Genomic DNA, 25,145 nt, shown 5'->3' on the forward strand with positions numbered 1-25,145 from the left:
ATAAACATCTGTTAAATGATAACCTAGTTATCATGTAGAGAAAGAAGGGATTAACAAATCTCACTGCTTTTATATGGCATTAGAAATTCAATCACTCCATTTTACCGAAGCTCAAATTCACTTTTCAGACGTATATCAGCGGATGAAGAGCCAATCATTATTTCAAACATACCCGGATCCGCCATCCATTGCAGGTTGCTGTTGAAATAAGAAAGTTTTTCTTTATCCACCGTAAAATGAATCGTTTTATTTTCTCCAGGTTCCAGCCGGATCTTTTTAAAATCCTTTAATTCCTTTACGGGCCTTGCTATCGTAGCTTCTTTATCCCGGAGGTATAACTGCACGATTTCTTCACCGGCATAAGCGCCGGTATTAGTGAGGGTAAAAGAAACGTCCATTTTGTCTTTAAGACCAACTGTTGCCTTATCCAATTTCAGGTGGTCATATTTAAAGGAGGTATAGCTCAAACCATATCCAAAAGGAAACAGCGGATCGTTGGCTACATCCAGGTAGTTGGAATGAAACTTTTCAGTAGGACCATCTCCCTGAGGGCGGCCGGTATTTTTGTGATTATAATAAATGGGAATCTGCCCAACATTGCGGGGAAAGCTCATAGTCAATTTCCCTGACGGATTATAATGACCGAATAGTAAATCGGCTACTGCATTGCCAGCTTCTATACCCGGGAACCATACCTCCAGCAGGGCGGTAGCCAGATCATTTTCAGTAGTCAGTGTTAATGGACGACCACTCATTAATACCACTACCAGGGGCTTACCGGTTTGCGCCAATGCACGTAATAATTGCTGCTGACTTCCCGGCAATCCTATGTCGGATCTGCTGGCTGCTTCGCCGCTCATCTCCGATGCTTCTCCTACCACCGCCACAATTACGTCGGCCTTATTGGCCGTAGCTACTGCCTCCGCCCGGAGCTGCTCCGCGGATGCGGGATCAATATCAATCCGCTCGCCAAATACATTTACTTTCTTGGCAAAAACGCTATCATCACTAATGTTGGCGCCTTTGGCGAATAATATTTTCGCACTGTTACCTACTGCACTTTTTATACCCTCCAGTATAGGCACGGCAGCCTGCGGATCGCCATTCACCGCCCAGGTACCCAGCATATTATTTTTGTTATTGGCCAGCGGTCCTATCAGCGCAATAGTGCCCGATTTCTTCAGCGGAAGTACCTGTTGACTATTTTTCAGTAATACGCAGGAACGGGCGCCCAACTCCCTGGCAGCCTTTTTCTTATCTGCACTTAAAATTTCCTGCCCCGCGCGGTTGTCATCACAGTAACGGTAAGGATCTTCAAACAATCCAAGTTTGTATTTGGCCTCCAGGATACGGCGGCAGGCATCATCAATCTGTCGTTGTGTGACCTTGTGTTGCTGCAGTGATAGTGGTAATGTAGTGAGATAACCCTCTCCTACCATATCCATATCTACACCGGCATTCAATGCCAGCGCCGATACCGTTTGCAGATTTCCCATACCATGTGCCATCATTTCATTGATAGCAGTATAATCTGTTACCACAAAACCTTTAAATCCCCACTGTTTCCGCAGCAGGTCTGTCATCAGCCATTTATTGGCAGTAGCGGGAATGCCGTCAATTTCATTGAATGATGTCATTACACTACCAGCGCCTGCGTCAATAGCTGCCTTGTATGGGGGGAGATAATATTCATACATTTTAATGCGGCTCATATCAGTGGTATTATAATCCCTTCCGGCTTCTGCTGCACCATATAAGGCAAAATGTTTCACACAGGCCATCACGGTATTATTAGCGGCAAGATCATCTCCCTGGTAGCCCCGCACCATAGCTGCCGCAATTTTTGAACCCAGGTAAACATCTTCTCCTGAGCCTTCTGCTACCCGTCCCCAACGTGGATCACGGGCAATATCCACCATAGGCGAATATACCCAGCATAATCCGTCGGCACTGGCTTCTATCCCTGCCAGGCGCGCACTATGTTCAATCAACGCCATATCCCAGCTACAGGATAATCCAAGCGGAATGGGAAAAGTGGTTTTATATCCGTGGATCACATCTGATCCAAACAACAATGGAATTTTGAGCCGGCTCCTGCTCACAGCAAGTTGCTGCGCCTTACGGATTTTTTCCACACCAATTACCCCAAATAAGCCACCTACCTGACCTTTGCTGATCTTTGTTTCTACATCTGCACTCACCACAGCGCCAGTAGCCACACCTCCTCCGGGCGTAAGCAGGTTCAGTTGACCAATCTTTTCTTCCAGGGTCATCTTACTCATCAGCCCACTAACGAAGGCATTCATTTTGGCGGTTGTTGCCGGTATTTGTGCATGAAGTGGTAATAAACCAATGATACCAGCTATCAGAAGAGAAAAAAAATGGGGTTTCATACGAGCATATTTAGATGGCAAAAAAATTTTGTATTACCTGGCCAGCGTTATAAATGTACAAAGACCCCTGTAATTGGGTGGTCACTATCTTATTTTACTACATATTAAATAACTGGCACAGCATATGGTGCTAACCGACAGCATTTCTAATTTTCCATGTAAACGTTATTAACGTATTTTTAGTGTAATCCTATTATAACCCTTTACAGAAAACTCAATACAAAAGTTAAGACCTATTTCTAACGGGCAGCACGGAAGGCTCGTTTTTACATCATTGTTAAACGCCTGTATATGATAGCACCTGTTTACAACAGCTCTTAAGGCCAACAGATAGTGTATTATTCACCTGGAAAAAACCCAAACAACTTGCTCCTCAACAGCAGCAGCAATGTTATTGCCTTTACATTTTAATTTCTACGTATGAAAAAAACGTTAACCGGCATTGAACGCAATTTGTATGCCCACAAGAAAATGCGCGCAGCCATCCTCCTTTTTTTGTCGTTCTTCCTAATCCTGCTACAAACGACTGCAGCACAATCGCAGGACATAAAAATCAGCGGTAAGGTTACAGGAGGCAGCTCCGGTTCGCCCTTACCTGGAGTAACGATCGCAGTAAAAGGCAGCACCCGCGGAACAGTCACCAGGGACGATGGCACCTACAGCATTTTAGCTCCATCCAATGCTACGCTGGTAGCCACGTTCATTGGATATACCAATAAAGAAGTGCCTGTTGGCAATCAAACGGTCATCGATATTGCCCTGTCTGAATCTGTTACCCAGGTAGAACAGGTAGTGGTAGTAGGTTATGGTGTACAACGTAAAGTGGATATTACCGGAGCCATTTCGCAGGTAAAAGGAGAAGAAATATCCAAACAACCTGCCCCGAACGCCATCAGCGGTTTACAGGGAAAAGTCGCCGGTGTGCAGATCACTAACAGCGGCAAGCCCGGTGCAGCACCCAATATTAAAATCCGGGGCGCCGGTACCATCTATGGCAGCCCCAATCCACTCTACGTAATAGACGGTGTCTGGTATGATGATATCAGCTTTTTAAACCCGGGAGATATCGAAAATATGAGTATCCTGAAAGATGCATCCAGTGAAGCCATTTATGGTATCCGGGCCGCCAATGGCGTAGTACTCATCACTACCAAAAAAGGGAAAGCAGGCAAACCGGCAGTTAACTACAATGGTTTTGTCGGATTCCAACGTGTTACCAACAAAGTAAAAATGGCCAATGGCCATGAATATGCCATCCTCATCAATGAACTAAGTAAACAGAATAATCAACCCAACCTGCTGAATCCGGATGAATTCGGCGAAGGCACCAACTGGTATGACCAGGAGCTGCGAAATGCCATGATCACCAATCACCAGTTATCTATCAGTGGAGGTACAGAAAAATCTACCTATAGTTTTTCTGTGGGTTACCTTAAACAGGAAGGCATCGTAAAAACAAATGATTTTACCAGGGTAACCGCAAGACTACAAAACGACTTTCAGGTATTTGAGCCGTTGAGAATAGGTTATACCGTGACTGCCGCTGTATATAATTCCAATGATGTGCCCGATGCCATTTTCGGACAATTATACAATTCCGCACCCATAGTGCCGGTGCATAATCCCGATGGCTCTTACGGTGATCCCAGTAAATATAATCTGGGTAGTGGCGCGGCCAACAACCCGCAGGTAACGCTGGACTTCTACGACCAAACCTCGAAAAGACATGTAGTTACAGGAAGCGTGTATGCGGATCTGCGCTTTGCGAAACATTTTACTTTTCATGCAAGCGCCGGTGGCGAATATGGCGATAGTATTATCCGCAATTATACACCGGCGTATGCCGCTACCGTTGTACAGCGGAATAATGTCAGTACATTAATGCGTACGGCTACCGACCGTACCAACTGGATCGTGGAAAATACATTGACATACGAAAACAAATTCGGCGATCATGATTTGCGTGTACTCGCCGGTCAGTCGGCCCAGCAATATAAGCTCTATAAACTCATTGCTTCCGCACAGAATGTACCCAATAACAGCGAAGGAGACCGCTATCTTCGACTGGGGAATGCCGACGGAAGAGAGGTGAAAGATGAAGGAGATCTTTACACCGTGGCTTCCTATTTTGGCCGTTTGAATTATGCGTACAAAAATAAATACCTGCTGACCGCGTCCATTCGTGCAGATGGCTCTTCCAAATTCTTCGGTGACCAGCGATGGGGATATTTCCCCTCCATAGGTGCCGGATGGGTGATCAGCCAGGAACCTTTTCTGAAAAATACAAACATCTTTGACAACCTGAAACTGCGTGCCAGCTGGGGTAAAATCGGGAATGCTTCTATTCCTTCCAACGTATCTGTGCTAAGGGTAGCCCAGGACCCCTACCTGACGGCTATTTTCGGTGGCATCATCAACACGGGCGCCAGTATCAATTCTGTTGTGGCACCGGTAACATATTGGGAAAGAGCAGTAGGTACCGATGTAGGCCTCGAAGCCAGCGTATTACAAAACAGGTTATATGTGGAGGCAGGCTTTTATAACCGGGAAACACAACGGGCCATCTTTAATGTGCCCTTCCCCGGATCGGTAGGTACCCAATCCAGCACTATCATTACCAATCAGGCCAATATCAGGAACCGGGGTTGGGAATTTACGGTAAACTGGAAAGATGAACCTGGCAATAAAGATTTCAGTTATTCGATCGGCGCCAACCTGGGTATCAATAACAATAAGGTGCTGTCTGTTGAAAGTGGTAATAATCCTATTTATGGCGGCGGTGGCGCTGCCACAGGAGGAGCGCTGGGAACACGTACCCTTGTAGGTCAGCCCATAGGCCAGTTTTTTGGTTACCAGGTAGATGGAATTTTTCAGACCGATGCGGAAGCCGCAGCCTCTGCCCAGCCGAATGCCAGGGCCGGAGACTTTAAATACCGCGATGTGAGCGGCTCACATGGCACACCGGATGGAAAAATAGATTTTAATGATCGGGTAGCACTGGGTAATCCAAACCCGAAATATACCTATGGCATCAATACTTATTTTTCTTATAAACAGTTTGATCTGGCAGTTGACTTCCAGGGTGTGGCAGATGTAGACGTATATAACGCCAACATTGGATTACGCTTTGGCAATGAGAACTTCACAAAGGATTTTTATGATAAGCGCTGGCACGGGGAAGGTACATCCAACACCTATCCTTCCGCCTTCATCGGTGGCAGGCAAAACTATCTGCCCAGCTCCTTCTTTGTAGAAAGCGGCGGTTACTTCCGGATCAGGAACATTCAGCTAGGTTACCGTTTTCCAACTGAGCTGATCAACAGATGGAAGATGAAAAATCTCCGGCTGTACCTGAATGCGCAGAATGCCTTTAACTTTTTCAGGTATCGCGGATTTTCACCTGAAATTGGTGGCACACCTAACAACGTTGGCATCGACAACAGTGTGTACCCATTATACGCCACCTATAATTTCGGTGTAAACGTCACATTCTAACCAAATCACTACGATCATGAAAAATAACCACATATATTACCAATTGCGTATAGCCGTTTACTTGATGCCGGTCCTCTTAGCGATGGCAGCCGGTTGCGGAAAAAGTTTCCTGGATGTGCCACCACAGGGTCAGCAGCCCAGCCAACAATTCTGGCAGTCAGAAGCAGATGCGACCAAAGGTGTGAATGCCATATACGCCAATCTCCGTGAATGGAAACAGGTAGGCTTCGCTGCACTCGCCATCGAAAGTCTGGGTGCTGATGATACAGAAAAAGGCAGCACACCTTCTGATGCCAGCTTCCTCACCAACTTCGACAATTTCAGCGCCTCTCCCACAGAAGGACAGATCCTGGAGTTCTGGCAGGGACAGTACCAGGAAGTTAATTTCTGTAACCAGGTGATAGATAACATCCCCAATATTAACATGGACGCCGCCCTGAAAACCCGCTACCTTGCCGAGGCTAAGTTCGTAAGGGCCTATGCCAATTTCAGGCTGGTGCGCGCGTTTGGTGATGTTCCGCTACGGTTACATCTTCCAAAAACACCGGATGAATACAATATCGCCAGAACACCCGCAGCAGAAGTATGGACGGCTATTGAACAGGACCTCACGGAAGCTGCAACCGTACTGCCTGTCAGCTATCCGGCTGCCGACAAAGGACGCGCTACCAAAGGAGCAGCATTATCGTTACATGCTAAAGTGGCGATGTACCAAAAGAAATGGTCTGATGTACTTAACTATACGAACCAGGTGATGCAACTGGGATATACGCTCTTCCCAAATTATGAACAGCTATTCCGTATTCCGAATGAAAATGCACCTGAATCTGTTTTTGAAATACAGGCACAACTGATTCCCGGAAATGCAGATGCCTCCAATTCTCAATACTCCCAGATACAGGGTGTAAAAGAACAGGTAGGCGGCGGCTGGGGTTTTAATGTCCCTACCGTTAACCTCGTCAATGCCTATGAACCTGGTGATCCCAGACGTGATGCCACCATCATCTTCCGTGGCGAAATCACGCCGGAAAAAGATACGGTTTCACCTGTTGGTGTAAATCCCCGGTTTAACCAGAAATCATATGTACCTTTTAAACTTTTCGTCAGTGGTTATAAAGAAGGCGCCGATCAAAACATCCGTGTCATCCGTTATGCAGAAGTACTACTGATGAACGCTGAAGCCGCCAATGAACTGGGAAATGCCACACAAGCCCTTTCTTCCCTCAATGCCGTAAGACTACGCGCCAGAAATGGTTTAACCGGTATATTACCCGATGTAACCGTAACAGAAAAAGTAGCCTTACGCAATGCTATCTGGCGTGAAAGACGGGTGGAGCTCGCGATGGAGAACGACCGCTATTTTGATGTGATCCGTCAGGGACGTGCACCAGAGGTACTCGGACCACTGGGCTTTGTACGTGGTAAAAACGAAGTATGGCCGGTGCCGCAAAATGAAATAGACGTGAGCGCAGGCAAACTGACACAAAATCCAGGATATTAAGGACCATAAACTGCAAAGAATGCAATCATTAAAATATATTATCCTGTTGTGCCTGTTCGCGTATCACGCGCAGGCACAACAGCAAACACCCAACAGGTCTGCCATCCGGCAGGGCCTTTCTGATACGGCATTGCTGGAACTGGTGCAACAACAAACCTTCCGCTACTTCTGGGACTTCGGTCATCCCGTTTCAGGTATGGTCCGGGACCGTAGTAGTAACAGCGCGCACGATGATGGCGATAACGTAGTGACCACCAGTGGCACCGGCTTTGGCGTAATGGCCATCGTCGTAGCCACCTCTCGTCAATGGATTACCCGCGAAGCAGCGCTGAACAGGCTCCTGACCATCATTGATTTTTTACGGAAAGCAGATCACTATCACGGCGTATTTCCTCACTGGCTCAACGGCCGCACAGGAAAAACCATCCCCTTCAGCAGGAAAGATGATGGCGGCGACCTCGTAGAAACTTCCTTTCTGTTTGAAGGACTCTTAACCGCGCGGCAATACTTTGACCGTAATACACCCCGCGAAAAAGAACTACGTGATAAAATCAACGCTACCTGGCAGGAAGTAGAATGGGACTGGTATACACGTGATGGGCGAAGTGTATTGTACTGGCATTGGAGTCCCAACAACGGATGGAGTATGAACCATGAAATCAAGGGATGGAACGAATGCCTCCTGACATATGTGCTGGCAGCATCTTCCCCCACCTATCCCGTGAAAGCGAGTGTGTATCATCAGGGATGGGCCAGCGGCAGATCTTTCCTCAACGGCAAAGAATTTTTCGGAATACGGTTGCCGCTGGGATCTGATTTTGGCGGCCCGCTTTTCTTTTCACATTATTCCTTCCTGGGACTTGATCCCCGCGGATTAAAAGATCGTTACGCCGACTATTGGGAACAGAGTACCAACCATACACGGATCAACCGGGAATACTGCATACGTAACCCAAAGGGGTTTAAAGGCTATAGTGCTGATTGCTGGGGACTCACCGCCAGCGATACCTATGATGGCTACAATGCACACTCACCGGAAAACGACTTTGGTACCATTACTCCTAGTGCTGCCTTATCTGCATTTCCTTACACACCGGAATATTCCATGCAGGCACTGAAATACTTTTATTACAAACTGGGGAAAAAAATATGGCGCCAATACGGGTTTACAGATGCTTTTAATGAAACACAGCAATGGTACGCTTCCTCACACCTGGCCATTGACCAGGGGCCGATCATTGCGATGATAGAGAATTACCGCAGCGGTTTGTTGTGGCAGCTTTTTATGAGCTGCCCGGAAATACAAACCGGATTAAAAAAACTGGATTTTACTAGTCCGCAATTAAAATAAATATATGAGAGCATACCTTCTGCTATTGGTAATATGTCTGCTATCACAGGAATGGCTATACGCACAAACCACCTATTGCAACCCGATGAATATTGACTATGGCTACTGCCCCATTCCTAATTTTACGGAATGGGGAAAACACAGGGCTACTGCCGATCCTGTCATCGTTACATACAAAGGCGATTACTATCTTTTTTCTACCAATCAATGGGGTTACTGGTGGAGCAATGACCTTACGCAGTGGCATTTCATTTCCCGTAAATTCCTGCAGCCCTGGCATCATGTATACGATGAATTATGTGCGCCGGCAGTTTGGGTGATGGGCGATACGATGATGGTATTTGGCTCTACCTATACCAGTGATTTCCCGATCTGGATGAGTACCAACCCCAAAGGCAATCAGTGGAAAACGGCGGTAGACTCATTCGCAGCAGGAGGCTGGGATCCCGATTTTTTCCTGGATGACGATGGAAGACTGTACCAATACAATGGCAGCAGTAACAGTTATCCGCTTTATGGCGGAGAAGTGGACAGGACAACATTGCAACTGAAAGGCGCCAGGAAAGAGTTATACCTCCTGAACGATGAACGATACGGCTGGCAACGATTTGGCGAATACATGGATAACACTTTCCTGGATCCGTTTATAGAGGGCGCCTGGATGACTAAACATAATGGAAAATATTACCTGCAATATGGAGCACCGGGAACAGAATTCAGTGGCTACGCCGATGGCGTGGTAGTGAGTGGTCATCCGCTGGGGCCTTTTATTCCGCAGGCGCATAATCCTTTTTCCTTTAAACCAGGAGGATTCGCCCGTGGCGCCGGTCACGGGAGCACCTTCCAGGATACCAGCGGCAACTGGTGGCATGTATCCACTACCGTGATATCTGTAAAAAACAGTTTTGAAAGAAGACTGGGCCTGTGGCCCGCAGGTTTTGATAAAGACGATGTGCTATATAGTAACACCGCCTTCGGAGATTATCCACACCGTATTCCACGCGATACTAACGTAAACGGACATACTGACTTCCGCATGGACCCCTCCTTTACCGGTTGGATGCTGTTGAATTATAATAAACCAGTAACCGTATCGTCCACACTCGGAGGCTATCTCCCTGACAATGCAGTGGACGAAAACATTAAAACCTATTGGAGCGCTGCTACCGGCAACAAGGGCGAATGGATACAAAGCGATCTGGGCGCCGTAAGTACCGTAAACGCCATACAGATCAACTACGCCGATCAGGATGCTCCTTTCATGGGCAAACAGCTGGATATCTATCATCAGTATATACTCCGTTATTCAACAGATGGAAAAAGATGGCAGGTACTGGCAGATAAAAGTCAGAATAAAACGGATGTGCCCCACGACTACATTGCTTTACCGAAGCCGGTAAAAGCCAGGTATGTTAGATTGGAAAATATACATATGCCAGGAGGAAAATTTGCCATCAGCGGATTGCGCGTATTTGGTAACGGCAACGGCCAAACGCCGGACACCGTAAAGTCATTCATAGTGCTACGCACGGAGAAGGATAAACGCAGTGCCTGGATTAAATGGCAACCAGTAGACAATGCCTATGCTTATAACATCTACTTCGGTACTGCACCGGATAAATTATATGGTTGTATAATGGTGCATAATGCCAACGAGTATTACTTTAAAGGAATGGATAAACAGCAGCCTTACTATTATTCCATTGTGGCGATTAATGAAAACGGTATCTCTGCGGGTAGTAAGGTGGCAAAAGCGGAATAGTCATATCTCCCGGATGCCCTGCTTTGGCATTGCATTACAAATTCAAAATGCGTAAATTTCGGAATCCGTAAATAATTGTATCTTATTCTATATCCTTTCCCGTTATGCAGCAGGAACACTCACTCAGAAGTAGTCATTGGTTTGCCCGTGGAGGCAAAGACGGTTTTATTTACCGCGCCTGGCTGAAAAAGCAGGGCATCCCCGCTCATGAGCTGGAAGGAAAACCCATTATCGGCATTTGTAATACCTGGTCGGAGCTCACACCTTGTAACTCACATTTCAGGGAGCTGGCCGAAGCTGTAAAGCGTGGCGTACTGGAGGCCGGCGGTTATCCGCTGGAGTTCCCGGTGATGTCGCTCGGTGAAACGCTGATCAAGCCCACAGCGATGCTATACCGCAACCTGGTAAGTATGGATGTGGAAGAATCCATCCGCGCTAACCCGCTGGATGGGGTGGTATTATTATGCGGTTGTGATAAAACCACGCCGGCGTTGGTAATGGGCGCCTGCAGTGTGAATATACCCACGATTGTTGTTTCCGGTGGTGCTATGCTCACCGGCAGACACCGGGGCCATCAGATCGGCACCAGTGATATCTGGCGGTTCAGTGAAGATGTAAGAGCCGGCCGGATGACCAACGAAGAACTCATGCTGGCAGAAGCCGGCATGTGCCGCAGCGACGGTCACTGCGCGGTAATGGGTACCGCCTCCACGATGGCCTGTATGGTAGAATCCCTCGGGCTTTCCCTGCCACAAAACGCCGCTATTCCCGCACCGGACGCTGCTCGCAAAGTGCTGGCTCAACTCTCCGGCGCTGAAATCGTGAAAATGGTGCGCGAAAACAGGCGTTTGTCAGATATCCTTACCAGGGAAGCCTTTGAAAATGCCATTCGCGTAAATGCCGCCATAGGTGGCTCTACCAACTTTGTTATTCACCTGCTGGCCATAGCCGGACGCATTGGGGTAGAACTGAACCTGCAGGACATGGATACCTTTTCCGCCAACATCCCGCTGATTGCTAACCTGCAACCATCGGGGAGTTATTTTATGGAAGATCTTTACTATGCCGGTGGACTTCCGGCCGTGATCAACATCCTGCTCGATCATCTGCACAAGGATTGTATCACTGCCAACGGCAAAACCATCGGCGCCAATTATGCAAATGCAGTCAGCTATAATAAAGAAGTTATTTCCCCGCTGGACAGTCCCTTCAACGCCGTTTCCGGTATCGTGGTGCTAAAAGGAAACATCTGTGAACAGGGTGCGGTGATCAAACCCTCTGCTGCCAGCCCGCATCTGATGCAACATACCGGCAAAGCAGTCGTATTTGAGGACATTGACGATTATAAAAAACGGATCGATGATCCTGCACTGGAAGTAGATGAAAACAGTATCCTGGTGCTTAAAAATGTAGGCCCTAAAGGCTACCCCGGCATGCCGGAAGTAGGCAACCTGGGCTTGCCGGCCAAACTGTTGGCGAAAGGCGTTACCGACATGGTACGCATCTCCGACGGACGCATGAGCGGCACCGGGTTTGGCACCGTCGTACTGCACGTATCGCCGGAAGCTGCTACCGGTGGCACCCTCGCCGTTATCCGCGATGGAGATATGATTACGCTGGATGTGCATAACCGCCGCCTCCATGCAGACATTACACCGGCGGAAATTGACAGCAGAAAAGCATCCTGGAAAGCAGTATATCCGCAATCTACCCGCGGGTATGTGCAGCTGTACCAACAGCATGTAGAACAAGCCCATTTGGGCGCGGACCTCGATTTCCTGAAAGGTAGCTCCGGCAGCGAAGTTACCAGGGATTCCCATTAATAAAACGCGCAAAACACCCGTTATGCAATTCGAAAATAAAGTAGCTATCGTTACCGGCGCAGGCCAGGGGATTGGATTTGAAATATGCAAACAACTGGTACAAAGAGGCGCCATCGTAATACTGAACGATATCGATGAAACGCTGGCTAACAACGCCGCCGATACCATCACCAGCGATAAAGGTATTTGCATTGCCATGCCGGGTGATTCCAGCGATGTAAGCTTCATACAAAAAATGGTCAATGTTGCCGTTACCCGCTACGGCAGCATCGATATTGTCATTGCCAATGCAGGCATCACCCTGTTTGGCGATTTCTTTACTTATACACCCGCCGCTTTTTCCCGGGTCATGCAGGTAAACCTGGGTGGTACTTTCTTCCTCGCACAAACAGCCGCCAACAGGATGAAACAACAGGAACTGGGCGGCGCCATCCTGTTCATGTCTTCTGTTACCGGCCATCAGGCACATAAGGACCTGGCCGCCTACGGCATGAGTAAAGCCGCGCTTGAAATGCTCGCTAAAAATTTAGTGATAGAACTATCTCCCTATAAAATTACGGTGAACACTATTGCACCCGGTGCTACGCTCACAGAACGTACGCTGGATGATCCTGCCTATGAAAAAACCTGGTCCACATTAACACCAATGGGGCGACCGGCATTTACACTCGACATTGCCAATGCAGCCCTTTTCCTGGTATCAGATATGGCCCGGCATATTACCGGCCAAAGCCTGATCATTGATGGCGGCTGGACGAGTATCAGTCCCTCGCCTTTCTAAGGCATCGTTGGCTACTCATCTCTGTCCGCAATCAATTCCAGCAACTCTTTCGCATTTAACCTGCCTGACTGATCACTGCCTTCGAGCAGCTGATCGGCAAGATCTCTTTTACTATTATGCAGCTCAATGATTTTTTCTTCAATCGTATGTTGCGCTACCAGCCTGTAAATAGTCACCGGCCTGGTTTGCCCGATACGATGTGCGCGGTCGGAGGCCTGCTCTTCAATAGCCGGGTTCCACCAAGGGTCCATATGAATCACATAATCTGCTGCGGTTAAATTAAGCCCCAGCCCACCTGCTTTGAGGCTGATCAGGAACAACTGCCCTTTGCCAGCCTGGAAATCTTTCACCAGCTTATCCCGCTGCGACATCGGCGTGCTGCCATCAAGATAGAGATAAGTAACACCCATGGCATTCAACGCTTCCCTCACGAGGTCCAGGTGTTTTACAAACTGACTGAACACCAGCGCCCGGTGATTATTGGAGATCAGCTCTTCCACAATTTCCCGGAACACAGTTAATTTAGAAGAAGCAATATCTGTTTCTGCATCCACCATTTGCGGGTTACAAGCGGCCATTCTCAGGCGGCTGATCTCTGCCAGTGCACGGATATGTTGTTGTGCCATACTGCCCTCCTGTGCCTTGATATTTTCCAGGGCTTTGCGGCGCAGGGCTTCGTAAAAGGCTGCTTCGTCCGGCGACAAACTCACCAGCTTCACGATCTCTGTCTTAGGTGGCAACTCATCCAGCACACCGGTTTTGGTACGACGCAGGATAAATGGCGCAATCAGCTTTTTCAAATGCTGCTTCACCGTACTTTCCGGATTGCGTACAGACGGGAATACAAACTGTTTATTAAAATGGTCCAGTGTGCCCAGTAACCCGGGATTCAGGAAATTAAACAGGTTCCAGATCTCTCCCATATGATTTTGTATAGGCGTCCCCGTTAGCATGAGTTTAAATCCTGCCTGCAGCGACATAGCAGCTTTAGATGTTTTTGTCTGGAAGTTTTTAATTGTATGCGCTTCGTCCAGCACGATGGTAGGCCATTTCACGGAAGATAACAACTGCTCTTCTGCCTGCAGCAAACCATAGGTAGTAATGACCACATCAAAAGAACCGGCGCCTTTTACCAGGGCAGCCCTGTTACCATTGTGCAGGTATATTACATTCAATGAGGGGGCAAACCGGTTTATTTCATTGCTCCAGTTGCTCACCACAGAAGCGGGACAGATGACCAGCGCAGCACCTTCCTGCCCCCGGTGCAGGAGCAGCGAAATGGCCTGGATGGTTTTACCTAGCCCCATATCATCTGCCAGGCAGGCACCGGCTCCCCAGGCGGCCAGGTGCGTCATCCAACGGTAGCCCTCTTCCTGGTAGGGCCGCAGCGTTGTTTGCAGGGTAACTGGTACCGGCACTACCAATTCCATGGCAGTACTGCGTTTGAGGGAGAAGGCTTTCCAGGCAGCATCTGTGGTAACACTACCTGCCTGCTCCAGCAATTCGTCCAGCACCGTTGCCGCAAAAGGTTGTATGCTTACGGTACTACGGTCTATTTTCGCAACACTGGACATTTCGTTCAGGCGTCTGCGTAAGTCGGCTGTTAGTGCCAGGTATTCGCCGTTCTGTAAGGCAATAAATCTTTTCTTAACGGTACGCGTGGTATCCAGTAAGTCTTTCAGCGCCAGCACAGTAGTTTCATCTACCTTCAGATCTCCATCGCACATAAACCAGTGGTCCTTTTCTTTCAGTGAAATACTCAGGTGAGAAAAGCCTGCCTGGTGGCTGATTTTATAACGCTCGCCTTCCGGCCATTCTGCCCTCACAAGCTCCGGGTGTTCTTTGATGATTTCCAGTAGTTGCAGGCAGTCCAGCGGATCTTCAAAAATGATGGTATCATCGGAAAGATCCTGTGCAATAGCACCCTGGATGAGGTTCATCAACGCAGTGATATTACTTTTCTCTTTGGCCAGATCCCGGATGGCCTGCCAGCGTTCTCCATTACTGATGCCAATGATATTATGTGCGCCCGTACCTGGCTTGCAATAAGGCGGATCCATCGTAAATGGCTTTACATATATTCCCGCTTTTAGCCCTTCTCCGAGTGGCAGCAGCTGTATTACAATACGGCTGTCGCCCGGTCGCTTATTGATGTTGGCAGCAATATCTCCCATGTCCGCATGGATAGTCAGATGCGCACCAATGCTTTTTAATACCTGTATGAGTTTATCCTTTCCTGCAGCCGGCACCAGCGGTATCTGTTGCAGTGTTTGCAACAACCGCCGCTGCTGGGCAGTAAGACTGATCACTTTCAGCCGGGTATTGGTTTCCTTTACAAACACCGTTTCACTGATATAGTCGGCTATGTTGGCACTAAACGTATATCCATGACCGTTTTTGTTCACACTCAGCTCCGGCTGTGCTTTTACAATTTCCACGGAAATAGTGGGATCATCTGCGGAAAATAAAAGCGGATGCCCTGCAATTTCCTGCCATACGGTTTCTGCAAAAGAAAACGACTCGCCATCATAATTATAGTAATGATCTTTCTGTACGGTATTGCCTATACGAAAGTCCTGATCAGTCATGGCTTCCGCCTTTCCATCTTTCAGCTTCTTCAATGCCACATTTCTGCCGGCGCTCCAGGTGTTTGCTCCCTGCGAAGTTTGCAGTACCGGTTGTATTTTATAGTGATCAAAATCTATCAGGTAGATTAACCGGGAGACCGCTACATTTTTTTCTTTTTTTGTAAGATGGCTATCTGCCCCCAATAATGTATTCAGCAACCGCTCCCAGTCAGGTGTTTGCTCCATCTGTGAAAATACCGGCGGATGACCGGTGATGACAGCAGCTTCCTGGAACTGACTTTCATAACCTGCGTAATCATCTCCCTTAAATAAATATAAATATTCGTAGGTCAGTAGCCGGTAGTGGCGCTCCATACCCAGGCTCAGCAGATGGCCTGCCAGTGGACCAAAGGTGCGTAATAATCTGCTTTTGGGATGCAGCAGCTGCAAACATAGTACCGCCAGGTAGCTCAACAATTTGCTTTCCCCGCCTTCCAGCAAAATCAATAACAGGTTATCTGCTTTTTCTTTGCGCCCCGCGTGAAAATGCAAGAGGCAAACGGCTGGTGTAAAAGTGGGCAACAGCTTTCGTTCGTAGGCGGCTACTATTTTTGTGATCAGCGGGTTCACCTTTTCACCAGGCAATACCGCCAATGTAAATGCATAATAAAAAGAAAATACCGGGGATAAAGGCAGGGTATTTTTCTTATCGTACTGCCGTTGCCGTTTGATTCCTTTTTCAAACTGCGCAAGGGCTTTTTCCGGTTCACCGCTATACAATAATGTGACTGCCCGGGCGTATAAATCATCGGCAGATGTATCTTCCGCAGGCAAATTAAAATGCCCCTGCAGGATAGACAACTCCGGAAAACCGACCGCATATTGCTGACGAAATGCTTCCAGCTCAGCTACCGGCGGCATTTTCAGCAGGTTATACTTCAATGCATAGGAAGCCATACTGTTTACACTTTCCTGGCTGAAAAAGGGCAACAGCTCCGCATATGCCGGGAAGTACAACAGGTAGGATAAGTACGGCTGGTATTCATCCAGTTCCAGCTCCAGCCTTTTCACAGGAGCAGATAATAAAAAGCGGTCGCCGGTAAAATAAGCGGTGAGTAGTTGTTGCAGGTCCTGCAAACGTGCATTCGCACTATAAAAAACATGAATAGCATGGCGGGATCTGCCCTTCAGGACAACATATTGCGGCTGACCTATATTTTTCGGAAATAGTAAAAAGTTCAGTTCCGGTATCAACGCGTAGTTACCCGTTACATTTTTGATGGCCAGCCCGGTGGTCACCAGGTGCTTCAGTATCACGCTGATCTCCGTCCCCTTCACTTCTTTTACCCGGTTTACGGCATCTGTAATGGTGAATGTTTCCAGTGGATACAGGTACACAGACATCACATCCATCACCAGCCGGGTATGGCTTTCCTGTGATTCATATTGCTGCAGGTAGTAGCTTTCGTTTACCATGGCTGCAAATTTAGCGGATTATGGGGAGTGGGGCGGTTTTAAATAATGGCGTTGGAATTTATACCGGATTTACCCTGACCATCCTAAAATTATTTTTCTGCCGCGGCAACCTTTTCCCTGTTTTTTGCGAATAAGGATGCGTACCGGATTGCCAAACCTTGCTGACCAACGGCAGGCAATTGCGTATTTATCTTTCATTATCAAAAATTTTAATCAGCATGAACTGCGTAACAAACACCTTATTCTCATGGATAGCTGTGGCCGGCATTGTGGTTTTCAGCGCCTGCGGCGGAAATGACAACAATAATCCGGATAAACCAACACCTAAACCAGTAGTACAACTCAGCACCAGCGCTACACTTGGCGCGCATATCTCCGATGTGGACGGTAATTCGCTTTATTATTTCTCCAACGACTTCGATGGCGCCAATCACTGCAGTGGCGGATGTGCAGCGGTATGGCCTATTTATTATGCAGGAGACAATCTGGCACAGGCCGCACTGGGCGCAGGTTTAGATATCAAGGATTTCAACACCATTACCACTACAGACGGCAAAAAACAAACTACCTACAAAGGATGGCCGCTGTATTACTATGCACCTAACGTAAATGGCGCCAATGTGCGCGAGGCCGCAGGGGAAACTAAAGGAGAAGCAGTAAATAACGTGTGGTTTGTAGCCAAAACAGACTACTCCATACAACTGGTAAATGCACAGCTGGTAGGTGCAGACGGTAAAAACTACCTGGCGGACCATACAGAAGGTACCGGTAAAACACTCTACTTCACCGATGGTAAAGGTGTAACCCTCTATGCTTTCAGCATTGATAAATTCAATGTCAATAAATTCACAAAAGCAGATTTCTCTAATAATGCAGTGTGGCCTATTTATGAAACAGATCAGATCGTTGTGCCTTCTACGCTCGACAAAACACTGTTTGGCAGCATCACTGTATTTGGTAAAAAACAATTGACCTATAAAGGCTGGCCACTGTACTACTTCGGACAGGACGCAGGTGTAAGAGGCGCCAACAAAGGCGTTAGCTTCCCGGCGCCGGGTGTATGGCCTGTTGTTACCAGAGATGTAGCAGCAGCTCCGCAGCCATAATAATCAACACAGTACCGGCTTTATCCAAAGCCGGTACTGTTGATAACATTTTATGCTTAATCTTGCATCGTACTTATCTGCTCCAACGATGCTGAACGACATCTCACATTTCCTGGATGAATTAAAACAACACGAAAAACTCGCTATCCGCCTTAGCTCCCACGAAATGGGATTTTTAACGGAAGAAGTGAAAGAACGGTTTAGACAACCCCATCGCAAAACGCATTACTTCTTCATGTTCCTGTTGAAAGGAAGCGCTACCCACCTGGTTGATCTGCAAAAAAATGCCCTCCGTCCGCGGCACCTCTTATTTGTGTTACCTCACCAGATCCACCAGCTGCCACCAGCCAGCCAGGCCCCCTCCGAAGCAATGGAATACTTTAAGCTCAGCTTTGACCAACATTGTTTGTCGATGTTACCAAAGGCATTTCCATTCCTCGTAAATCCCCTCCACCAGCAACATATTATTTTTTCGTCTGCTGCCGCAGAACGACTGGAGTGGATTTTTAAGATGCTGGCACAACATCTCTCCGTTAAAGACACACCTGCCCAGCTTATTCTTACCCACCTGGATACCCTGCTCACAGAAATCAACCATGCCTATTTCCTGCAGGATCCGGAACAGGGAAGAATGGATGATAAACTCAAAAAATATATTGACTTCAAACTGATGGTAGAAAAGGATCTCCCGGAACAGCCACCTGTGGCTACCATTGCCAGGCAACTGGGCATCAATACCACCGCATTGTACAATATAGTGACCCGCTATGCAGGGGTTTCTCCCAAAACTTTTGTGAACAACCGCCTGATACTGGAAGCACAGCGGAAGATATACTATGCGGAAGGATCTGTTAAAGAAATCGCTTTTGACCTTGGATTCAATGATCCGGATTACTTTTCCCGGTTATTCCGGAAGGTGACAGGTAAAACTGTTTCTGCCTTTACAGCTGAAATAAAGGATTTGTCCGGTGGTTAAGATGATCCGTCCAGTCTTCCCCGGGTTGGGTCAACGATCTTTGTGCTGTTAAAAACAACAGATCATGAAAACACTTACAAGAGAACTCGGAAAAGGCGGACCATCCGTAACTGCAATTGGACTGGGCTGCATGGGTATGTCCGGTGTATACGGACATACCGCAGATAGCACTTCCATCGCCACCATTGAAAGAGCGTTGGAGCTGGGAGCCAACTTCCTCGACACCGCAGATTTTTACGGGATGGGACATAATGAAGAACTGATCGCCAAAGCAATCCGCGGCAAAAGGGATAAAGCATTTCTGAGTGTTAAAACGGGCGTACAGCGTGTACCGGGTAAAAACGGGCAGCCTGGTTTTGGTCCGGTGAATGCCAGCCCGGATTATTTGCGGAATGCCGTATTGTATAGCTTGCAGCGACTGAAAACAGATTACATTGATTTGTACACGCCGGCCAGGGTAGATCCGAAGGTACCTATAGAAGAAACCGTGGGGGCACTGGCCGATCTGGTAAAGGAAGGTATTATCCGTTATGTGGGCTTGTCGGAAGCATCCGCTGCTACGATCAACAGAGCACATCAGGTTCATCCCATTGCTGCATTACAAATAGAATATTCCTTATGGAGCAGGGATATTGAATCCGAAGTATTACCCATGCTGCGCGCCAACGGTATAGGTCTGGTGGCCTATTCACCCTTAAGCAGGGGGTTGCTGAGTGGCACTATCCGTACACCCGAAGATTTAAAAGATTACCGGGTACATATGCCACGTTTCCAGGGAGATAATTTCAACAAAAATCTCCTGCTGGTAGAAAAAGTGCGGGAGCTGGCGCAACAAAAGGGATGTACCCCTTCGCAGCTGGCAATCGCCTGGGTATTGGCACAGGGAGCGGATATTATTACCATACCAGGTACCACAAGAATAACAAATCTGGAACAAAATATAGCTGCACAGGAAGTGAAGTTATCTGCTGCGGAGTTGGCTGCTATGGAGGCTATCTTCTCTGCTGGTGCTGTATCAGGAGCACGTTATGGGGCGCAACAAATGCAGGCGTTAAATGGATAACGCATACGCCATAAAATAAAACGCTTCAATAAGAGAAATGAGGCTAGTCTCTTCTGCTTTCAACTGTATACACAAAGCTGTCGGCCCTGTAATAGCCCAGGTTGTATTCAATGGGGCGTTCGCCCTGATCGTATACAAACCGTTTCCTGAAAAGAATGGGGCTGCCGGCTTCCAGTTCCAGTTTGGAGGCAATAAATTTATCGGCCGTTTTAGCGCTGATTTCTTCTTTGGATAAAGTGGCGATCGTCATGTAATCTTTCTCGAGGATATCGTATAGCGGCCGTTTAAAATCTTCTTCTCCTGTTAATCCTACGCGGGGATGGAAATAAGAGATGAAATAAACGAAAGGTCCTTCCGCTTTGCCTCTCAGGCGTTCCAGCTTCAGCACTTTTTTGGAAGGGCTGATTTCAAAAAAGTTAGCAATTGTTTCATCCGGCAATACCCAGGTAACATGCAGCTCGAAATTTTTTATAGAAATTCCGCGGGCTGTCATTTCCTGCGTAAAGCTTAACCAGTTCTTTGATTTAGAGCTGATGGCTGCTTCTGCTACTTTTGTACCTACTCCCTTTTTCCGGGTCAGTAACCCTTCGTATACAAGTTTATTTAAAGCATGACGCAATGTAGATCGGGAAATAGCCAGTTGTTTTGCTAACTGTACTTCATTAGGTAAAAATTTTCCACCGGCGTATTGTGGATCTTTGATCATGTTTCTCAACAGGTTTTCAGCCTGAATATGAAGGGGTAGAGGATTTTTATGATCTATACTCAAATTCATGCCTGCAAAGCAACTGGAAAATAACTAGAAAAACAATTTTCAGCCCCCTTATTTTAGTATGTATGTATGGTCATAGAAAAAAATGACATCGATGTCATTTTTTCAAATTAAATAAACAATTGGCATTTATAAGTGTTATAATCAGTTCATTAATGCCTAAAAAGAATATTCCACACTTGTGAAAAACTTTTCTTGCATTAATACTTTAATGTTTCTATGTTTGTACATAATATCCGGGGCCACATTATGAAAAACTTGATTCCCATAATCGCAGGTATTACCCTTCCTGTTTTCTTCACGGAAAACACGCATGCTCAAAATAAGCAACAAACGGTCCCAGGGGCGTCTACTCTTAGAGACAGCCAACCGGATACCGTACAGTCCCAGGCATTCCAATACCTTCCAGTTACCGGCAATAAGGGTCTCTTTTTTTTAGCCCTCAGTGATAAAACGATTTTGCAAGGCATGGACGGGGCTTTGGCGTCACCATATCCGGGTGTTTATCAACACGCAGGCGACCATATATGGCCTAACAACCGAATGATACAAACCCTCATAAAAAATGGATTTATACGCGAAGCTGTTGATGAGCTTAAACCCATGACGAATTACGTCATTGCTCATCAGGACTTCAACGAATGGTACAACGTTAAGACAGGCACACCCAAAGGTTCAGGAAATTTCAGAGGAGAAGCAGGCGTATTACCCGATGCTATCACCCAACAAAATGGGCGGTAAATAACAGATAGTAAACAATTACGGCTGTTCATTTATTATTCATTATTCAACCAGATCTATCTGAATTAAAAAACTTGTTATTACAAAAAACTTGTTATTTCTATGATTCAACGCTAAATCAACTTGTAAAGGTGGGGTTTCCATGTGCACTGTAATCCCACGCACATTATCAACTAAACGAACGATTTACCGGCTATTATTCCATCATCTCTAAAGACTTGTTATGAAAACAAAACTTGTTTATGTGCTTGCATGTATACTACTCTCCATGCATGCTATGGCCCAGATTAAAATAAGTGGCAAGGTCACCAATGCTGCCGACGGGAGCGAGATCCCTAATACTACGGTGGCCATTAAGGGTACCGTAAAAGGTACCATCGCAGACGCCAAAGGCTTCTACACAGTAACAGTACCCGATGTTAATGCAGTCCTCGTATTTTCCTTTACAGGATTTGCTACGAAAGAAGTGAAAGTAGGCAACCAAACTGTTATCAACGTAGTATTATCGGAACAGGCCAATACGCTGAATGATCTCGTGGTGATTGGTTATGGTTCCGTAAAAAAATCTGATCTGACCGGCGCCGTCACCTCTCTCAAGGCAGAACAGATCATGGATGCACCAGTACCCAACATTTCACAGGCATTGCAGGGTAAAGTACCCGGCGTGGATGTAAACGTTAACAGCAGTGCTCCGGGACAGGCAGCAAAAGTACGTATCAGGGGTATCGGCTCTGTCAACTCCTCCCTCGATCCACTCTATGTAGTAGATGGAGTGGCGGGTGTGGATGGTAATGCCATCAACCCTAATGATATCGCCTCCCTCGAAGTATTGAAAGACGCATCTTCCACTGCCATTTATGGTGCCAGAGGTGCGAATGGTGTGATCATGATCACCACTAAACGCGGTAAACCCGGCCCTACCCAGGTAAGCTACCAGGGCGACCTGAACGTAAGCACCCTGTCCAGACATCTTAAAACACTGAATTCAGATGAATTTGTAAAAGTATATAACGAAGCATTTGTCAATGCCACCAAATTTGACCCGGCACATGGCACCTGGGCTCCGCCGGCAGCACTCAATCATCAGAATTTCCCATTGCTGTTTGATGCCAACGACAAACCCATTTATAATACCAACTGGGAAAAAGAAGTATACAAACCAGCCGTGTCTACCAGCCACCAGCTGAACTTCCAGGGCGGTAATGACAAAATGCTGTACAGTGCCTCTCTTGGCTTCCTGAATCAGAATGGTTTAATGACAGAATCCTGGTTCAGAAGATATTCTGCCAGGCTCACCTTTGACAATGATGTAAAAGACTGGCTGAAAGTAGGCGGTAGCCTGAATATTATTTCCAGCAAACAGCGATTGATTTCCGATGGTAACGGCTCCCTGAACGTAGCCAGGATGGTAACAGAAGAAGTACCTATTGTACCTGTGAGATATCCTGATGGCACCTGGGCTGGTAATAATGATATTGCCGGTCTGGAAGGAGGTCCCAACCCGGTACATATTGCGCAGAACCGGTATACACTGAACAATCAGCAACATACACTGGGTAATGTTTACCTGCTGTTCCACATTACCAAAGAGCTGGATTTTAAAACAGATTTTGGTTATGACCTGGTCAGCAACAAAGCCAACTACTACTCTGCAGGTGATTTACCTCACCTGTCACAGGATCAGGGTGGTGTAGCCAGAATTACCAATGACTACAATAAATACTGGCAGTCAGAAAGCTATTTTACTTATAACAAACAGTTCAAAAATAACAGCTCTTTAAATGCAGTAGCCGGTCTCTCCTTTATCAAATATTCAGGAGAAAATGACCTCGTAGAAACCCAGAACTTCCTGTCTGATTATTTCCAGTGGAATAGCCTGGCAGCAGGATCTGTACGTTCCAATGCCACCTCGCTGACTACCCCCTGGGACATGAACTCATATTATGGACGTGTTAACTACAGCCTGCACAACAAATACCTGTTTACCGCTACCGGCAGATATGATGGTTCTTCCAAATTCAGTCCGGGTAAACAATTTGCATTCTTCCCTTCTGTTGCCGCTGCATGGCGTGTATCAGAAGAAGAATGGCTGAAACACAGCAAATTTATCAACAACTTAAAGATCCGCGCCAGCTACGGACTTACCGGTAACCAGGAAATCGGTCAGTTCCAGAACTTTGCACAGTACAGACCTGACCAAACGGTGTTAAGTGGTGCCAATCAACCCACATTAGTACCCGGTTATATCGGTAACCCAAATCTTAAATGGGAAAAATCCAACCAGGTGGATGCAGGTATAGAATTGTCTGTTTTACAAAGCCGTATTAACCTGAGCGTAGATTACTACAACCGTACCACCAAAGACCTGTTACTGGCAGCGCCTATTCCATGGTCGGCCGGCATGTTCAATGCGAATGTATACAAAAACGTAGGCTCTGTGAGAAACAGAGGTTTTGAAGTAAGTCTGAATACCGTGAATATTCAAAACTCCAACTTTACCTGGACCACTAATTTCATTTTCGCTTCCAACAAAAACAAAATATTAAACCTCAATGATGGTAATGCGGATATCTTCCCCGGACCAAACTTCCTGGGTCAGACAAACGTATTGCGGGTAGGTCAACCTATTGGTTCCTTCTATGGCATGACCAGGCTGGGCACCTACAGCTCTGATGAAGCAGCAGAAGCAGCCAAACACTCCCTGCTGCCCGGCGACAGAAAGTATATTTATGACGCCAATGGCAATCCATCCTATAGCATCATAGGCCGGGCCTATCCTAAGTGGACAGGTACCTTCAGTACTAATTTCAAATACAAAGGATGGGATCTTACCTGTGATATACGCTTCGTACAGGGTGTAAATACAGCCGCTACCTTTAAACACTCTACAGAAGACCGTCAAACACTGGCAAACAGTCTGGCTACCGTGTTAAATGCGTGGACTCCTAATAACCAGAACACCTCCATTGCACAGGTACGCAGCTATAAATTCACACAGGATTCTCACTTTGATACCTGGTGGGTAGAAGATGGTTCTTATATCCGTGGCCAGAACTTTACACTCGGTTATACGTTCCCGGACGCTTTCATGCAAAGAAGTCATATCACCAAATTCCGTATTTACGCCAGCGTGCAAAACCTTTTCCTGATCACCAAATACACTGGTTACGATCCGGAAGTAGATACATTTAACAGCACCTATGGCGCCAACGTTGGCTTCTCTCAGAACATTGACTTCTTCCCTTATCCACGCCCCCGCGTGTGGAACCTGGGTGTAAACCTTAACTTTTAGCAGCTTTGCGTTTAACCATTGATGTGATATCATTTTAGTGAATTAA

General features: G+C 46.9%; 14 protein-coding genes. 11 read left to right on the forward strand and 3 right to left on the reverse strand.

Annotated elements, in window-relative coordinates; all coding sequences use genetic code 11:
• Positions 1-101 precede the first annotated feature (101 nt).
• Complete coding sequence (bglX, locus tag AB4Z08_RS34755; protein WP_441578382.1) at positions 102-2,393, reverse strand: beta-glucosidase BglX; 2,292 nt, start codon at positions 2,391-2,393, stop codon at positions 102-104.
• A 420-nt stretch (positions 2,394-2,813) separates the two neighbouring features.
• Here bglX and AB4Z08_RS34760 point away from each other — a divergent pair, with 420 nt between their 5' ends.
• The 6 genes from AB4Z08_RS34760 to AB4Z08_RS34785 all read left to right on the forward strand — a co-directional run bounded on the left by AB4Z08_RS34760 (position 2,814) and on the right by AB4Z08_RS34785 (position 13,106).
• Positions 2,814-5,888 carry a SusC/RagA family TonB-linked outer membrane protein gene (locus tag AB4Z08_RS34760; protein WP_441578383.1) on the forward strand — a complete coding sequence of 1,025 codons (3,075 nt, stop codon included), beginning with the start codon at positions 2,814-2,816 and terminating at the stop codon, positions 5,886-5,888.
• Between the two features lie 16 nt (positions 5,889-5,904).
• Complete coding sequence (locus tag AB4Z08_RS34765; protein ID WP_441578384.1) at positions 5,905-7,389, forward strand: RagB/SusD family nutrient uptake outer membrane protein; 1,485 nt, start codon at positions 5,905-5,907, stop codon at positions 7,387-7,389.
• Between the two features lie 19 nt (positions 7,390-7,408).
• Entirely contained in the window at positions 7,409-8,740 is a 1,332-nt protein-coding gene (locus AB4Z08_RS34770) for a glucoamylase family protein (RefSeq protein WP_441578385.1), read from the forward strand.
• Positions 8,741-8,744: 4 nt separating this feature from the next.
• Entirely contained in the window at positions 8,745-10,502 is a 1,758-nt protein-coding gene (locus tag AB4Z08_RS34775; RefSeq protein ID WP_441578386.1) for a family 43 glycosylhydrolase, read from the forward strand.
• A 104-nt stretch (positions 10,503-10,606) separates the two neighbouring features.
• Positions 10,607-12,325, forward strand: coding sequence for an IlvD/Edd family dehydratase (locus AB4Z08_RS34780; RefSeq protein WP_441578387.1), 1,719 nt, complete (start codon positions 10,607-10,609; stop codon positions 12,323-12,325).
• A gap of 22 nt (positions 12,326-12,347) precedes the next feature.
• Positions 12,348-13,106 carry an SDR family NAD(P)-dependent oxidoreductase gene (locus AB4Z08_RS34785; protein WP_441578388.1) on the forward strand — a complete coding sequence of 253 codons (759 nt, stop codon included), beginning with the start codon at positions 12,348-12,350 and terminating at the stop codon, positions 13,104-13,106.
• 11 nt (positions 13,107-13,117) lie between these two features.
• On the opposite strand, the gene AB4Z08_RS34790 is transcribed toward AB4Z08_RS34785, so the two are convergent.
• Complete coding sequence (locus AB4Z08_RS34790) at positions 13,118-17,149, reverse strand: DEAD/DEAH box helicase (RefSeq protein ID WP_441578389.1); 4,032 nt, start codon at positions 17,147-17,149, stop codon at positions 13,118-13,120.
• A gap of 218 nt (positions 17,150-17,367) precedes the next feature.
• On the opposite strand from AB4Z08_RS34790, the gene AB4Z08_RS34795 reads away from it, so the two are divergent.
• The 3 genes from AB4Z08_RS34795 (at position 17,368) to AB4Z08_RS34805 (ending at position 20,294) form a co-directional block, all read left to right on the forward strand.
• A complete protein-coding gene (locus AB4Z08_RS34795) occupies positions 17,368-18,255 on the forward strand; it encodes a COG4315 family predicted lipoprotein (protein ID WP_441578390.1) in 888 nt (295 codons plus the stop codon).
• An 88-nt stretch (positions 18,256-18,343) separates the two neighbouring features.
• Complete coding sequence (locus tag AB4Z08_RS34800; protein ID WP_441578391.1) at positions 18,344-19,231, forward strand: helix-turn-helix domain-containing protein; 888 nt, start codon at positions 18,344-18,346, stop codon at positions 19,229-19,231.
• Between the two features lie 64 nt (positions 19,232-19,295).
• The gene (locus tag AB4Z08_RS34805; protein WP_441578392.1) at positions 19,296-20,294 is read left to right on the forward strand and encodes an aldo/keto reductase; all 999 of its coding nucleotides are present in this window, start codon (positions 19,296-19,298) and stop codon (positions 20,292-20,294) included.
• 43 nt (positions 20,295-20,337) lie between these two features.
• Here AB4Z08_RS34805 and AB4Z08_RS34810 read toward each other — a convergent pair whose 3' ends face one another.
• Positions 20,338-21,069, reverse strand: coding sequence for a GntR family transcriptional regulator (locus AB4Z08_RS34810; protein ID WP_441578393.1), 732 nt, complete (start codon positions 21,067-21,069; stop codon positions 20,338-20,340).
• Positions 21,070-21,315: 246 nt separating this feature from the next.
• Here AB4Z08_RS34810 and AB4Z08_RS34815 point away from each other — a divergent pair, with 246 nt between their 5' ends.
• Together AB4Z08_RS34815 and AB4Z08_RS34820 are read left to right on the forward strand one after the other, a co-directional pair.
• Positions 21,316-21,807, forward strand: coding sequence for a hypothetical protein (locus AB4Z08_RS34815; protein ID WP_441578394.1), 492 nt, complete (start codon positions 21,316-21,318; stop codon positions 21,805-21,807).
• Positions 21,808-22,030: 223 nt separating this feature from the next.
• Positions 22,031-25,099, forward strand: a complete 3,069-nt coding sequence (locus AB4Z08_RS34820) for a SusC/RagA family TonB-linked outer membrane protein (RefSeq protein WP_441578395.1) — start codon at positions 22,031-22,033, stop codon at positions 25,097-25,099.
• The last annotated feature ends 46 nt before the right edge of the window (positions 25,100-25,145 follow it).

This window comes from Chitinophaga sp. RAB17 (assembly GCF_052114225.1).
Lineage (GTDB): Bacteria > Bacteroidota > Bacteroidia > Chitinophagales > Chitinophagaceae > Chitinophaga.

Coding starts and splice junctions, on each gene's coding strand:
- bglX (WP_441578382.1), bottom strand. CDS start 2,393: ATGAAACCCCATTTTTTTTCTCTTCTGATAGCTGGTATCATTGGTTTA.
- AB4Z08_RS34760 (WP_441578383.1), top strand. CDS start 2,814: ATGAAAAAAACGTTAACCGGCATTGAACGCAATTTGTATGCCCACAAG.
- AB4Z08_RS34765 (WP_441578384.1), top strand. CDS start 5,905: ATGAAAAATAACCACATATATTACCAATTGCGTATAGCCGTTTACTTG.
- AB4Z08_RS34770 (WP_441578385.1), top strand. CDS start 7,409: ATGCAATCATTAAAATATATTATCCTGTTGTGCCTGTTCGCGTATCAC.
- AB4Z08_RS34775 (WP_441578386.1), top strand. CDS start 8,745: ATGAGAGCATACCTTCTGCTATTGGTAATATGTCTGCTATCACAGGAA.
- AB4Z08_RS34780 (WP_441578387.1), top strand. CDS start 10,607: ATGCAGCAGGAACACTCACTCAGAAGTAGTCATTGGTTTGCCCGTGGA.
- AB4Z08_RS34785 (WP_441578388.1), top strand. CDS start 12,348: ATGCAATTCGAAAATAAAGTAGCTATCGTTACCGGCGCAGGCCAGGGG.
- AB4Z08_RS34790 (WP_441578389.1), bottom strand. CDS start 17,149: ATGGTAAACGAAAGCTACTACCTGCAGCAATATGAATCACAGGAAAGC.
- AB4Z08_RS34795 (WP_441578390.1), top strand. CDS start 17,368: ATGAACTGCGTAACAAACACCTTATTCTCATGGATAGCTGTGGCCGGC.
- AB4Z08_RS34800 (WP_441578391.1), top strand. CDS start 18,344: ATGCTGAACGACATCTCACATTTCCTGGATGAATTAAAACAACACGAA.
- AB4Z08_RS34805 (WP_441578392.1), top strand. CDS start 19,296: ATGAAAACACTTACAAGAGAACTCGGAAAAGGCGGACCATCCGTAACT.
- AB4Z08_RS34810 (WP_441578393.1), bottom strand. CDS start 21,069: ATGAATTTGAGTATAGATCATAAAAATCCTCTACCCCTTCATATTCAG.
- AB4Z08_RS34815 (WP_441578394.1), top strand. CDS start 21,316: ATGAAAAACTTGATTCCCATAATCGCAGGTATTACCCTTCCTGTTTTC.
- AB4Z08_RS34820 (WP_441578395.1), top strand. CDS start 22,031: ATGAAAACAAAACTTGTTTATGTGCTTGCATGTATACTACTCTCCATG.